8 protein-coding genes are annotated in these 14,563 nt (G+C 55.5%); 4 read left to right on the top strand and 4 right to left on the bottom strand.

The window, feature by feature from the left end; translation table 11 throughout:
- Positions 1 to 249: 249 nt before the first annotated feature.
- A complete protein-coding gene (locus ASG19_RS08940; RefSeq protein WP_062457867.1) occupies positions 250 to 564 on the bottom strand; it encodes a helix-turn-helix transcriptional regulator in 315 nt (104 codons plus the stop codon).
- Positions 565 to 936: 372 nt separating this feature from the next.
- Positions 937 to 1,494 (bottom strand): hypothetical protein, encoded by a 558-nt coding sequence (locus tag ASG19_RS08935; RefSeq protein ID WP_062455401.1) that lies wholly within the window; start codon positions 1,492 to 1,494, stop codon positions 937 to 939.
- A 551-nt stretch (positions 1,495 to 2,045) separates the two neighbouring features.
- Between ASG19_RS08935 and ASG19_RS08930 the strand changes: the two genes are divergently transcribed.
- The 4 genes from ASG19_RS08930 to ASG19_RS08915 are packed head-to-tail and all read left to right on the top strand — an operon-like array spanning position 2,046 to position 12,145.
- The gene (locus tag ASG19_RS08930) at positions 2,046 to 3,863 is read left to right on the top strand and encodes an AAA family ATPase (protein WP_244476130.1); all 1,818 of its coding nucleotides are present in this window, start codon (positions 2,046 to 2,048) and stop codon (positions 3,861 to 3,863) included.
- A gap of 8 nt (positions 3,864 to 3,871) precedes the next feature.
- Positions 3,872 to 4,540, top strand: coding sequence for a 4Fe-4S single cluster domain-containing protein (locus tag ASG19_RS08925; RefSeq protein WP_062455397.1), 669 nt, complete (start codon positions 3,872 to 3,874; stop codon positions 4,538 to 4,540).
- Positions 4,533 to 10,790 (top strand): AAA domain-containing protein, encoded by a 6,258-nt coding sequence (locus ASG19_RS08920; protein ID WP_062455395.1) that lies wholly within the window; start codon positions 4,533 to 4,535, stop codon positions 10,788 to 10,790. Before ASG19_RS08925 ends, ASG19_RS08920 begins: the two co-directional genes overlap by 8 nt.
- On the top strand, positions 10,787 to 12,145 hold the full coding sequence (locus ASG19_RS08915; protein WP_062455393.1) for a hypothetical protein: 1,359 nt from the start codon (positions 10,787 to 10,789) through the stop codon (positions 12,143 to 12,145). Before ASG19_RS08920 ends, ASG19_RS08915 begins: the two co-directional genes overlap by 4 nt.
- 286 nt (positions 12,146 to 12,431) lie before the next feature.
- Here ASG19_RS08915 and ASG19_RS08910 read toward each other — a convergent pair whose 3' ends face one another.
- Together ASG19_RS08910 and ASG19_RS08905 are read right to left on the bottom strand one after the other, a co-directional pair.
- Positions 12,432 to 13,700, bottom strand: a complete 1,269-nt coding sequence (locus tag ASG19_RS08910; RefSeq protein ID WP_244476129.1) for a hypothetical protein — start codon at positions 13,698 to 13,700, stop codon at positions 12,432 to 12,434.
- A gap of 225 nt (positions 13,701 to 13,925) precedes the next feature.
- A complete protein-coding gene (locus tag ASG19_RS08905; RefSeq protein WP_062455391.1) occupies positions 13,926 to 14,198 on the bottom strand; it encodes a hypothetical protein in 273 nt (90 codons plus the stop codon).
- Positions 14,199 to 14,563: the final 365 nt, after the last annotated feature.

Here is a 14,563-nt window from a genome sequence, read left to right as displayed (position 1 = left end):
GGACGCCATCTCAAGCCCTCGAATCAATCCATGATGGCAAGCATAGTCTGACGGTCGCACAAAACGCGAGTAGTTGTTTCAGTAGAAATCGCCAGGTTCGGGCCTGGCAAAGTTAAATTTGGGATCAGGGAACTGTAAGTCTCAATAATTTTCGATTTGGCTTCTTCAGGTGGCCGATCCCGCAGCCCTGAAGACTGAATCCGACATCGGTAGTAACGTTAGTTCGCCTAGCTGACAGTGACCGCGCCGTCAGTCATCGCCATCCGGAATAAAGACCTCGTCTCTGACCGACATGACACGACCTACTGGTGGCTGGTGCCGGTTCAGGTGCCGATCGACCATGTTCCGGACATCACCGCTTATTCGTCTAGGAACTAGGATCAGCTCAGCATCGAGCGCTGCACATATCGCGTTCAAAGTCGAAGTTTCCGGATTGGCCTTACCTGCCTCAATCGTCGAAATCTTCCCTTGCGAAACTCCAGCTAGGTCGGCAAGCTTCGCTTGGCTCATATTAGCTGCTTCACGCACGATTCGAAATTTGCTGAAATCGACACCAAAGATCATTGCGCCCTCCCCTCTGTTTATTCCGTTTAAGGTATAGTCGAATTCTTTTATACCTTGAACGGAATAATTTGCGCCTAGCTGGTATCGCCTGCGATCTGACATCGGATCGCAAGGCGAGGCGGCAAGAATTTCTCGGGGGCTACAGTTGCTCTCCAAGCGTATGGTGATGGATTGCTGACCAATGGGCCTCAAGAGCTTGAACTAACCTAGCCATGTCGCCTTCCCCCAGGTCGGCCAGCGTTGAGTTGTTGCTGGCAAGATATTCTCGAAGGCGGTGGGAGGCACCAGACCGGAGGGCGTTGTTAGGATCAGTCGCCGAGGGACTAACATGTTGATGCAACAGTTGCTCACTATCAGGCGTATCGCTAGTCTTCATGCCTTCCCACCACCCTTCGGGCCATTATACCGGGCACAGGCGCCGCGATGCGTAAGCTTATTCGGCTTCAGGATGTGACAAGTGAACCTTTCCCTAAAACAGATGCCCTTCAACTCGCTCAGCCCAAGCAAAGCCGTACCATTGCCATTTGTGCTAAATTCATACGTGGTCTGATCGAGCCCTTCGATGGTTGACTCCGCCTTGCTTCGCCGATCCGCCTTTAGATAGACCGTCGCGCCGATCATGACATGACCAGAAAACAATCGGTATCGCCGAGGTACGCCACCCTCGCGGTCGGACCGCAAAAATGCCTCAACCGGTCCTCGATCAACCAGCGGCGTGTTTTCAAGTAACGTCCAGTACGTGAAGGTCGTGGCAAAGGTCAGGTTAGCAAGCAAAGGATCGTTGAAGTTTCGATCTGTGAAAAATACGTCTTGCGGGATTGTGAGCGGGGTCTCTTTTGCCTGATCGTTCATTTGTCTGACTTCAGGCTCATCTTCAGCGACAAAAACAGCAGTGGCGGATATAAAAATGTCGGCGGAATACATCTGCATTGGTGCAGGTCTCGGTTTCATTGAGAAAAGTGTCACCGGAAAAATCTGACGACGCAAGCGGCTTAACCCAAATTCTGCTCATAGGTCCCCGCGATCGGCAGGATGTCGTATCGATCAATGCTGCGGCAAAATCCGGCTCCAAAATTGTCTTATCGCAATCACGGACCAGCCCAATGCCGGAATATCTAATCGACACATACGCAATGGCGACCTTCTGGGTCACAGCGTCCACTGAAGAGGAAGCGGTCAATCACGTTAGAGGTCTGACTGAAGGCCTCGATTGTTACCAGGAGGATGGACGCGAAACCTGCGTCATTGGCTGCCGTGATCGATTGCCTTTTGGTTTTGCACTGCCTGCTTGCCTGAAGCCGTTGAACATGGCTCGGTTCTCTAGGCAATTCGTGAGCGATCTCCGCCCTAGAGCGGCTCGGCATAGTGCGATCGGGCAGGAGCAAACGGGAAATCTCGCAACCAGCTCAAAATGGCCATTTCTACTATCACCCAATCCATGATCTAACACACCAATGGCGATTAATAGCGATTGATGTATAGTGACCTCAAAACCCCGTTGGCTACGTGATCTCGTCCGATTTCTTCCCCTGAAAAGCCAGTTTGTTCTGACTGGCAATATCAGAGACCTTCAGGCTTATGAGACGTCGCCAGGCGCGATTGCCGCCATTCCGCTGCCGCTCTGCCTGGACATGGAGCTTCGAGCCTCCGGGTACAACGACGTGATCGTTTTCACTCCGTTGCTCGGCTTCAGCTTACCGGGTGGAAGCTCTTCTGCGGAAGATGCCCTGACAGTGATGGCCCGCAATGGCCTTGGGTCCGACAACACCGTCGGAATGGGCCTGGATGTTCTCAACAGCGTGCTCACCAACTTTACGGCTTCTACCGGCGATCCAGCAGTGCTTATCGTCAACTTCGCGTCGCGCTTGATTAACCGTGCAGATGCTCTTGCACCAGCTGAGCAAATGCTTTTCACGAAAGCCCAGATCGTCAGCCACACGTCTAACGCCCGGCCTGCTGGACCTGCACGCCGACCCTTCTACAACACGATCATATGGATCGCTGACCGAGAAACCGATTTACCCGACTGGCTCACGGTCGATAACCCGAAGCTGCGCCACATCTCGATAGCTGCTCCGGATAGTCTGACACGAAAGTCTCTGTCCAGATCGATGTTGCGGGCACTCCCAGATGCTCGCGATGTGCGACCCGAGGAACTCGATAAGTCAGCTGAGGCGTTCGTGAACCTGACTGATGGCCTCCTGCTCGCGGACATGAACTCAATCGCTCAGCTGGGGCGAAACGAAGGGCTGAGAGTATCAGAGATCTCAGACGCTATCAGGCGCTACAAGGTCGGAGTCACCGACGACCCTTGGCGGCAGATAGATCACGCGAGAATCTTGGGCGCCGAGGACTTCATCGCTTCTCGTGTGAAGGGCCAAGATCACGCCGTCGTCCACATGCTCGATATAATCAAACGAGCTGTAACCGGGATTGGGCGATCTTCTACAAACGGCCGACCGCGAGGCGTCGCATTCCTCGCCGGTCCGACGGGCGTCGGCAAGACTGAGTTGGCCAAGACGATCACAAGCCTCCTGTTTGGTGACGAGTCTGCCTACATACGGTTCGACATGTCGGAGTTCAGTGCCGAGCACGCCGATCAGCGATTGATAGGCGCTCCTCCAGGTTATGTTGGTTACGATGCGGGTGGTGAGCTAACGAACGCCATTCGCGAGAAGCCGTTCAGCGTGGTCCTTTTCGATGAAATCGAAAAAGCGCATCCGAAAATCCTCGACAAGTTCCTGCAGATCCTTGACGACGGCGTCCTAACCTCCGGGCGAGGTGACCGAGTGTACTTCTCCGAGGCAATCATCCTCTTCACATCGAACCTTGGAATTTACCGCACCGATAGTAGTGGTGTGCGAGTACAAAATGTCTCGTCGAACGACAGCCATGAGCTAGTTACTGAAAAAGTCCGCGAAGAGATTGATCGCCATTTCAAACTCAATCTCAACCGCCCCGAGATCCTCAATCGGATTGGCGAAAACGTTATTGTCTTTGACTTCATCCGACCTGCGGTGGCGGAGGCCATCTTTGAGGGCATGGTGTCCAGTCTTCTGGAAAGTACCCGGGCACTTGGCTTCAGCATTTCGATATCGGACACTGCCAAAACGGCGCTTAAGCAGAAATGCCTTGTTGACCTATCAAATGGAGGACGTGGCGTACGAAACATGGTCGAGGCGCACTTGGCCAACCCACTATCACGCGCCATTTTCGACATCGGCGCAGTCGATGGCGCTTTCGTTATAAGTGAAATATCTCCAGGCTCAGTCACCTCGTTGACGCTCGTTCGGCAATAGGAGACCTCATGTCAACGATCTCCTTGTCCCGTATCCATTTCCCCGTGACCACACTTGGTCCGGGAAATCGAATCGGAATCTGGATGCAAGGCTGCTCGATACGCTGCCCAGGATGCATTTCAGCGGACACTTGGGCGGCAGGTCGCGGCCAGACCACGATAGAGCAGGTGCTCCTCGCGATGGCCGACTGGTTTCCTCAAGCCGACGGCGTCACGATATCCGGCGGAGAGCCGTTCGATCAGCCAAATGCCTTGAACGAGCTACTGAGAGGCATCCGAACCTACACGAAAGCCGACATTTTGGTCTTTTCCGGGTATCCCTTCGAAAGCATTTCACAGCCTCTGGAGGGGATGACGGGTCTCATCGACGCCCTTATCTCAGATCCATACGAGGTCGAGGCACCGCAAACAAAAGCATTGCGTGGCAGCGACAACCAGCGCCTCCATCTCTTCACCTTACTTGGGCAGAATCGCCTCTCATCCTATGAGCGTCCGATCGGCTCTGAAGATCGCCGATTTGACCTCATGATGGGTGAAACTGGAGAAGTTTGGATGGCGGGCATACCGGCACGGGATGACTTCGAGCGCTTGGCAACGGTCCTGAACGAACAGCACCATCAAGTACTCACAACGCAAGATCGTTCGATACGCGGCCGGAGTGGAAACCTCAATGATTAGATTTTGCCCAAACTGCAAGACAGAGAGACCGCTCAGCGAGTTTTATTGCGAAGGCGTCCTCGACGATGGCGGCACTTGCAACTGGGACCTGACAACGGTCACCGCACGGGAGCCTGGCCAGCAGATCGAGGCTAATTCCGGGGTTACAACGGCTGTAGTTGTAGAGGCCGCCTCTCGGCTTTGCGCAAACGGACATGTGGTCGATGACGGTGATCTCATATGCATGGTCTGCGGTGCAGACGTCGTAGCACAGGCACCGACGGCTGAGGAATCATCAGGCCCAACAATCCCCGCTGATGACATGCCGGGTGAGGTTGTAACGGAAGTCGCGGGTTGGACTATCGAAAGCCGCCTGCCCTCTCCTAGCGCCGTTCGCGAGCGCTTCCTCGCAATTGAGAAGGACACCGAGCGGCGGGGCATTCTCACCCTCTACACGGACGGCTCGGAGCCTGATACCGCCGTTTACGACGCTGTAAGGAACCTGCCGGACGATCACCTACCTGTCATCTATGATGTCGGCCGGTGGCACGAGCGTGCCTACGAAATCGCTGAAGAGACCACTGGTGGAGACCTTGAGAGCCTCCGCTTCGACGGTCGCGATGTCGAGGTGATACGGACAATCGTGTTCGAGATCGCAAAGGCCCTTGGCTCCTTCTCGCAAGCTGGGCTTCGACACCGCGACATACGGCCATCGAACATCCTTGTCCGGTCGCTGCAGCCGCTTGATCTTGTGATAACTGGGTTTGGTTCGGCCAGACTTTCGGATTACGACCTCGACATCGTCGCGCCGTTGGACACGACCAGGTATATGGCGCCTGAAGCGATTGCAGGCGGGGTCGCGGCTGCATCGGATTGGTGGAGCCTTGGAATGGTCGCGCTGGAAATTGCTACAGGCGGGACGTGCTTTGACGGGGTAAATGAGCAAGCGTTTCTCATCCACGTCCTGACCGACGGCGTAGACATTCCCAACAACCTTGACCCGTCGATCGAAGTTCTGCTGCGAGGCCTACTGGTGCGGGACCACCGCGAGCGCTGGCAATGGAATGAGGTTCGCTCATGGTATGATCGAGAAGTCGTCGAGGTCCCGCAAAGCTCCATGCGCGATGCCGACGTCGAAGGTAAGGCAGCCATTATCTTAGCGGGTAAACCCTATCGAAAAGCCTCCGCATACTCCCTTGCTGCTGCCGAACCAGGAAATTGGGATGAGGCCCGGATCCAGGTCGCTCGCGGTGTCATCGCAACTTGGGCTCGGGACGCAGGTCTGGAAGACAACGTCCAATCGGCCATCAGACGTTTGTCCCACACCGAAGGCTTGTCGGACGATCTCCGTCTGTCCTTGGCTTTGAAAATTCTGCATCCCGCGATGCCGCTGATCGTAAAGGGTAACATAGTCACACCTGGCTGGCTTCTTGATCACCCGGCTGAGGGCACGGAGCTGATATTCGGGCCAGCGGCCGACATTCTAGCCAGACTTGATGCCGAACTGTGGCTACAGCGGATGAAGCAACGTGGTATCTCGGTGCGCGAGAAGGCGAAGCAGTTCGCGATCGCACTCAACGAAGAAGACCTTCAGGTTCATCTGCTGGCCAGTTCGAAAGCCCGACTTGCAGCTCTGTGGTCTGAAAAACGTCGTATCCTGCCGGACACCGATCACCCCGGCCTCAATTCGTTGATCGAGAGGCGGCAAACCACCGACGAGGACTTCATACTTCTGCTCGCCGCTGAAGTCGGACAATTCCGTTCGGTCGATGACATCTTGGAGGAGGCAACAGCTACCGCCGACCGAGCTGGCGTCGCGCTCTTCGACCGTGAGCAAAGCCGCGAAATGCTAGGACGGTCTCGCCGCGATCTTCATGCATTAATCGATCAACGTCTTGCAGGATTTGCTCGTTGCAACGTTGAGCGTGTCGATGAGTGGGCCGATCAATTCCGCCTAGATAGGCGGATAGGCCTCGACCGCGCCCTCGTTCTTATATCAATTCCGACGGATGCTTGGCAGGAGCCGCCAAAGCAAAACTATGTCTCTACGCTGCTGGATTACTTTTCAAAGAAAATCTCCGGTAGCATCCTACGTGGGCCGCTGACCCGAATGGTGATAGGTAAGACGACGCCACGCGTTGACCTCTACGAGCTTGGCACTGCTCGGCGGCCTGCCCCAGCCTTGCTGGATCACATCCTTGCCCGAACAGATCGTTCTGTAGATTTGGATCCAGCTGCCTTCAGCGCTTCGGAGACCCTGGAACGCCGACTTCGCTCACTTCACGCCCATGCCACGCTATACAAGCGAGATACGGGTATCGACGGGCTCTACCTTGGGTTCCCGTTCCTCATTCATCGCGACGATCGTCGGAAGCCGAAGATCGCTCCCATCCTGCTATGGCCGGTGAAACTTGTTCCCGAAGTTGGTAACCGGGGTCATGCCACCATTGCCTTCGACCGGGATCGCGACGAAGTCCGTCTAAACCCTGCGTTCGAGGGGATGATTGGCATTGATGCCTCCAGACGCTGGCAAGAGGCGGCCAATGATCTACTCGGCAGGGCAACTCTGACGGCCGCCGATGTGGTGGATGGTTTTGGTGGCCTGGCAAAAGTCGACGGGCGCACTTTGGCCAAGTTGCCCGGCAAGGACGCAGATGCGGCTTTTGGAGAAAGTGCGATCGCTTGTTCCGGTGCTCTGTTCCATCTCGCTTACATGGGTCAGGCGATCGTCGAAGACCTTCGCCAGATGAAGAGCAAGCAGTTGACCGGAAGTGCTCTGGAAACTGCTCTCAAAGTGACGGACGCGCCACCACAGTCGACGGTCCGCGAGAAGCCTGCGGAAATTGATCGCTTCTTCACCGTGGCGAGCGATCCCTCCCAGGAGGCAGCGGTCCTCGAAGCAAGGTATGCGCCCGGCCTTCTCATCGAGGGCCCTCCTGGCACGGGTAAGAGCCAAACCATCGTCAACATGGTCGCGGATGCTATTGGCCGAAAGAAAAGCCTGCTGGTGATTTGCCAGAAGCAGGCAGCGCTTGAAGTCGTGAAGAAGCGGCTCGAAGCCGAAGGCCTCGAAGATCGCATCTTCATGGTCACCGACGTTAACCGTGACCGAGAGCCGATCATCAATGCCATTCGTGCTCAGCTGGAATCTCTGCATGGTAGCCGAGCGAATGAAGGATGGAAACGCGATAGGCAGAACCTCGCGACCCGAATACAGGCCGTTGAGAGCGACTTGAACAATCACCATGAGGCTCTCCATAAGGTCGACGACCAGATCGGTCTTTCCTATCGGACGCTCCTTGGCGAACTCATCGGACTAGAGACGCCTACCCCGCCTCTCGACGTTCCTGCACTTCGGCGATCGCTCAGCGCGTTAAGCCCTATCGAAATCGAGACGTTGGTTGAGGCATGCGCTCCCCAGGCCAGATACTGGCTTCCCGCCAGGTTTGAAGGAAATCCGCTTGAAGCGCTGAAAACATTTACGGCCGACGCTGCAAATTCCGCCGCTTTTGATGAGGAACTGGCTGCCTTTGCCTCCAGTGAAGCGGAACGTCTCACCGTTCTTGCTCGTACCGATCAGGCTCTGGCGATGGACGATCCTGCTCCGTATCGCACTTGGTACGACCACAACGACACAGCTTTTTCCGCACTTGATGACACCGACCGTGGTGAGTTGGCTCGATGGTATCGGCTCTGCACTCATCAAAATGGCACAACCAAAGCCCTGACCGGGGTCAGCCGTCTGAGGCAAGTCGAAAAGGCCATAGGCGCACTGCAGGGAAAGCCGCCGAGCGAGCCGTACCGCAAGCAGACGATCGATCTTACTGATGAGGATCTGGAGACTTGGGGTATCGAGGCCGCTTCACTGGTCAAAGTTCCCTCGACCCTCGGCGCACTCAATCCAATTCGTTGGCTGCGCTTACGAAAGGTCAAGACGTTCCTAAGCTCGCAGGCGTTGGAGCCGCCGGACATACCAGCTTTCAACGCTGCACTTAATTGGGAGAAGCAGCTTCGCCCCATCCGACGCGATCTAACGGCAACGCTCCATTTATTTGGCGAGGCGGCACTCGTCACGGATGATCTGTTAAGCAACGACATTGCAGCCATTGCCGCTCACCGCGCTGAAGCTATTGAAAGCACCCAATCACTGGCCGACAGGGCAATGACCTTTCCCCGCCGATTGGACTTGGAGAAGGTTATCGCTTCAGCTTCGCTGTCGGAATATCAGAAACTACGCGACAGCGCTCAGCAGGCCTTCGAACGTTTTGAAGCAAAGCAGTTCAGTCGTGCATCTCTGGAAATCGTTTCTCAATGGTTCGGATCAGGTTGGTCAGCCGACAGGCTCAAGGCAATTGAGGAAGACGGCGGGAACAGCGGCTCAATCGCGAGTATCGTCCAGGGAAGGCCAACGCTTGAGCCCTTTCAACGCTTTCGAATTCGAGCGAGTGCTCTTTCGAGCCATGCGTTAGAAATCTTCAAGCTTCTTCGTCCGAAAGCATCCGAGCTAGCGGAGATCCCTGTCCATCAGCTGGAAGAGGAAGTCAGGAGGATCATTAAGCGTGAAGCCATGCTCGCCTGGAAAACTCGCTTGGAGAGTGAGGATCCGAGACTTCTTTATGAAACTCCCGAACTTGAGGCGAAAGTCCGTTCAGTTGAAGAAGCAGAGACGGCAATGCGACGGGCGAACCGGCAGATGCTGACGCACGGGATCGACGCTGCACGAGTGTCGTCGCAACGAGATTGGGAGCCAATCACCCGGTTGCGCGGACAGCGGGCACAGCGCCTGCGTGAATTCCTTGAAAAGGGCCCAGACCTGGGGCTGATGGAGTTGCGCCCCGTCTGGCTCATGAACCCTGACGTGGCCAGTAGAATACTTCCGCTCCGTAAAAGCATGTTCGATACGGTCATCTACGACGAAGCGTCGCAGATGCCCGTCGAGTACGCCCTTCCCACACTGTTCCGGGGCGAAGTCGTTATCATCAGCGGCGACGAGAAGCAGATGCCACCGACGGCGTTCTTTGCCAGCAAGGTCGAAAATGACGAAGCCGATGTGTTCGACGGGGATGATCTCGACGAGGATGCAACGGAAGTCGAGCGGGAAACCTATAACGAAAGCTGGAACCGTCGTGAGATCAAAGACTGCCCAGACCTTCTCCAGCTAGGCAAGTCAGTTCTGCCGACCACCACTCTGCAAATTCATTATCGATCCGCTTACCGAGAGCTGATCTCCTTCTCGAACGCCTCGTTCTACGCAAACCGCCTCAGCGTGCCGGTTCGCCATCCAGACGAGGAAATCCTTCGTGCGAAGCCTATCGAAGTCATTCGGGCGGACGGGATCTATATCGATCAAACGAACGAGATCGAAGCACGCAGGGTTATTGACGTCCTTGTTGATGTTTGGAGGAAGCCTGGCCGCACACCAACGGTGGGTGTTGTCACATTCAATCGTAAGCAGGCGGATCTAATCGAGGATATCCTCGAAAAATATGCCGAAGGCGACGACTGGTTCCGAGCAATGCTTGCCAAGGAGCGTGATCGGCATGAAGGTGGTGAAGATGTAGGGTTTTTTGTCAAAAACGTCGAGAACGTTCAAGGCGACGAGCGTGACTACATCATTTTCTCTTCGACGTTTGGGAGAAATCAGCAGGGAACGTTCCGCCGAAACTTTGGTGTATTGGGTCAAAAGGGCGGCGAACGTCGACTGAATGTTGCGGTGACCCGAGCACGGGCCAAAGTCATCATGGTGACGTCTATACCCGTGAACGATGTATCTGACATGATGAGCAGCCGTCGGAAGCCCAACATTCCCAGAGATTACCTTCAGGGTTACCTCGAATATGCCCGCACTATATCCGACGGCGAGTTCGACAACGGTCGCAATCTCCTCGCTAGCATGACGATAGAACGATCGGGATCACAGCACCGGGACGGTGACAGCCTTGATGGCTTTGCGTCTTCGGTTGCTGCGTACCTGACGGAGCTTGGAGTATCTTCGAACCAGGTAAATGACGGCAGCGCCTTTGGTCTCGACTTCGCTGTCGAAGACCCGTCGACTGGCCTATACGGACTTGGCATCGAATGCGACGCGCCACGCCACCGCATACTGGACAGTGCGAGGGCGCGTGAAATTTGGCGGCCATCGGTACTTCGTCGCTCGATTCCGATCATCCACCGCGTGTCGTCGCATGGATGGTACCATGCCCGCGAAGAGGAGCGGCAACGCCTACGGCTTGCGGTTGAGAACACTGTTCGCAAGGAGGCGGCAGAATGAGCGGTCCGAAGGTTGTCAGGATTGTCACACGCGAAGAGATCATAGCCATCTGTGAGAGGCAGATCGCTATGCTAAAGGCTGCGGTTGCTCAGTGGCAAAAGGTCGGAGAGCGCAATGGCGTTCTAGCGCCCGAGGACATTGACATTGCAAACACTCGCGTAACCGCCATGCAGCAGCTCCTTGCAGCCGATAAATTCGTGGAGCTTCAAAAGCAGGTTCCGCTTGAGATCGGCTTTCTCACTTCGGACGTAGAGAGGCGCGTTGCTGCGGTTGCTGAAAGGAAGGCTGCTGCCCGGAAGGAAGCGCGGCAGCTGGTGAGAGCAGCCGCATCCCTATCGAGCGCATTGGCGGCGAAAGGACTTGTAGTCCCACCTGCCCTTCTGCGGCCAGAGACCGTCAAACAAGAGGAGCTGCGTCAGGCGGTCCGCCAAGGCTTTGGTTTGCTTCAACCGTCCACCGCTCCTGCAGCCGTCACCGATAGGCAACGCAATCTGGCGTCGCGGCTAGCCGGAGATGACAAGCGCTCGACCCTAGCTGAATGGCTGGCTGGCCAAGAACGTCAGCTAGCAGACGACCCGGGCCTATTGATCGTAGAGCGCAGGTACGAAGAACTGCACGCCCTAGACCCTGAAGTATCCCAGGCGTTCGCAGACCGCCTAGACAAGCTGGCGACAGATGACTCTAATCGACGTCCACTGCTGATCGATAGCTTGGCGCTCGACATCGGGAATGCCCATAAGGCCGCCGTGGCAAAGACGGCTGCCATCGCGGAGCTGCGCGGGATCGAGGGCGAGCTGAAATATCTTGGAGACCCGACGGTAGAACCGCATCTCCAAGCGATTGCTCGCCTGCTACAAGAGAAGGCCGACCTCCCGGCGATCCTTGGTGAAATTGGCTCATCGAAAGAGACATTGCTGGCACTGGTCGAGCGAAGAGCCGCGATTGAGCGCCGACGCGCCATCCTCAACGGCCTGTCGGACCTCGGATACGAGGTGAAAGAGGGCATGGAGACAGCTTGGGTTGAAAACGGTCGGGTCGTCCTCAAGAGTACCAAGACACCGGCGTATGGCGTCGAGGTAGGTGGAAATCCTTCGATATCCATGCAGGTAAGGACGGTCGGCTTCGAAATTTCAGGGGTCGCCCGCAACACAGTTGGCGACATAGCAGCGGAGACCGAGTTCTGCGGGGACTTCTCAAAACTCCAGGCGAGGTTGGCCGCAGATGGCGGGGCGCTGGAAATCATCAAAGCTATGGGTATCGGTACCACCGCTGTGAAGACGTTCGCACTGGACAGCGAGGCGAGCAGTATCTCCGAGGTAAGGCGAGCGACACCAGGGACTATGTCTCGCCAGTAGGTGTATTGATCCGACTTTCCTATTGCCAGGACGTGTGCCAATCTTTCAGCCTCGCTTCTGTCGGACGTCCAGTTCAACATAATATGTGGGTTATGGCCGAACTAGTGACAGCCGCCTTTACAATCACCGCAGCTGATCGCCAAGGACTACTACTTCTGAGGTGCCGTTCAGTAGAGGCGCCAGCCGAAGTGATAAGTTCGTTGTCATCGGTTCAGCAACGAATGTCCGCTACCACCGTTGATTGCTTTTTTCATTTCCGGTCCCAACTATTGTTCTTATGCGATCGCTACAGACGGGGCTTGATCCTCTCGGGCACATTATACGCCTGGACCGTGATCGTGATCTCCCTGTTCGCATCATCCTTGTGTCCGAAGAGATAGGTCCAGCTGCTCTCGGAGCGCTTCTTGGTCATTTTTTTGAAGTTCGGGTGGCTCGGCGTCGCTTCCTCGATCTTGGCGAGAACCCCCCCAAAATCCTTGTTACGATTGAAAACCAGGACGGCGGCCTTCGTGTCTCGCCAGCTCAAATAGGAAAGAACCTGGTCCAAGGTTTCAAGATATCCCTTTTCGCCAGTCCAGAACTTGCACTCGCCCACGAAGATGTTCTTTCCGTCGACCTTGATTAGGATGTCGGACTTGCCCTCGTAGTTGAAGGTTTCTGCCGTTGCGGCGCCAGAGTATTGGCCATTAAGCTGAACCAGGAAATGCGTTCGTAGGCTTTCCTCATCTATCTCGCGAAATGCACCCGGGCTTTGCTCCATAACCCCGACCATATTCTCCAGAACCGAGAGAATATGCTCGTAGTCGTCGCCGGTGAGGATCGGCTCTGGTTTGAATGGTTCACGAGAAGCCACGGGCTTGGGGACGCCCGGGCGAATGACCCGGCGCACTGACGTTGCTGCGAACGTCTGGCTGGCGCCGGGGCGCTCCTTCATCTTGAACCCCAGGCCTGCGACGAGCGACTTATCTTTGAGAAGTTTCTCTTTGCGGCGCTCAATCGCCTGTGTCGCTAGGCCTTGCAAGCTCGCATTGTACGACTTCGCGTCGTTCGCGAGCCATCCAAGATGCTCGTTGATCGAGTTCACGAGACGGTCAATTTCCTGCCTCACCCGTTCCGCAGTTAGATCGGTGCCCGTGATCGAGAATGAAACGACACCGTCACTGACGACAGCCATGGGATTGCTGAAGTTTCGGGTAGATGGCTGGATGTCAAAGCCAATTTTGTTCCCGGTGAACGGGATTTCCACATCGACCGCTGTTCCCGTAATGTAGTGCGGCCGAGACCGGTCCTCGATCCACCTATTATGGTCACGGCTAATGTCGATTTGCGTCTCGCGCTGTTCAACGACAAGATCGTCGGGGTAGATTTTCGGCACATCGAAGGCCATATCGCTGGCGTGATATCGAGCAAGATCAGTCGTCGACGTATTGAGCAGTTCATCGCCATTTATCCGCTCAATGGCTTCCAAAAGCTGCTTTTTCCATTGCTCTTGGGTCGCGAACCAATCTCCTTTGCTGAAGAGATGTTCCGCTGCTCCATTTCGACGACCGCGCATTATCCTGTGCTCCAATCCAAATACCCGGCGTGATTGTATACTAAGGGATTGGCTGAATATCGGAATTCGTCGTATCCGCCGAGTTCCGCACAGGAATATTAGAGAGGCGTTCCATTAAACGCGCGGGGAGCAACACCACCCGCCCTGTACTACCGATCCATACCCGGATACCGGCCGGTATCCGATTATTGCTGGCGCAAAGAGGTCTAGTCGCCCCCTGCGACTTTATAGCCATGCTTCTAACTCAGTCTTCAACTGGGAAGTCGTCAATTTCTTCACCCGCTCCCGGTTGAATGACAGGTTCTCTCCATCAGCCAGTAGCGCCACGAGCAACTCCGCATCGGGCATCAGATACAGCTTCGCCAGCCTCGCACCCAATGCTCCGTTCGAGAGTGTAATGCTCACGATACTGGCCTGAATAGCCTTAACAATGGGATCGTTCAAAATTGGTGCTCCAGGCGACGTGTCGGCGAAGATGTACATCGTCGCGGCGATCACGACGCTAGTCCGATGCCATTTCACAAGCGTTGCCCTAACGCATTGACATCATGGTCATCGGGCGCACCGCCGAAGGCCTCGCTACATCTTCATACCCGATTTCAAATTGACACGCTTAAGGTGAAGACTCTCGCAGGCGGTCAATCTTCCCTCACTTTGACCGGCTCGCTAAGGTCGCGCTTTATATATTGGGCGGCCGACGGTACTGCTCCGGAGGAAGTTCGGTTTTGCTCCAATATGACGATGAGCACTATTGCCAGTTACAAGGATGATCTGTTGGAACAGGCTGCACATGGGTGGCTATTCCAGACCGCCTCAGACCACGCCACGACGCTCACTTCCATACGAGAAAAGTCGGAGCTGCT

Origin of the sequence: Rhizobium sp. Leaf306 (assembly GCF_001423425.1) — a bacterium.
Classification (GTDB): Bacteria; Pseudomonadota; Alphaproteobacteria; order Rhizobiales; family Rhizobiaceae; genus Neorhizobium; species Neorhizobium soli.
Note: the sequence above shows the minus strand (reverse complement) of the source record. Positions and strands in the feature narration are given on the sequence as shown.

Bases quoted from the DNA above. Each gene is read 5' to 3' on its own strand.
- ASG19_RS08920 (WP_062455395.1), top strand. From the start codon at position 4,533: ATGATTAGATTTTGCCCAAACTGCAAGACAGAGAGACCGCTCAGCGAG.
- ASG19_RS08925 (WP_062455397.1), top strand. From the start codon at position 3,872: ATGTCAACGATCTCCTTGTCCCGTATCCATTTCCCCGTGACCACACTT.
- ASG19_RS08915 (WP_062455393.1), top strand. From the start codon at position 10,787: ATGAGCGGTCCGAAGGTTGTCAGGATTGTCACACGCGAAGAGATCATA.
- ASG19_RS08940 (WP_062457867.1), bottom strand. From the start codon at position 564: ATGATCTTTGGTGTCGATTTCAGCAAATTTCGAATCGTGCGTGAAGCA.
- ASG19_RS08935 (WP_062455401.1), bottom strand. From the start codon at position 1,494: ATGCAGATGTATTCCGCCGACATTTTTATATCCGCCACTGCTGTTTTT.
- ASG19_RS08910 (WP_244476129.1), bottom strand. From the start codon at position 13,700: ATGCGCGGTCGTCGAAATGGAGCAGCGGAACATCTCTTCAGCAAAGGA.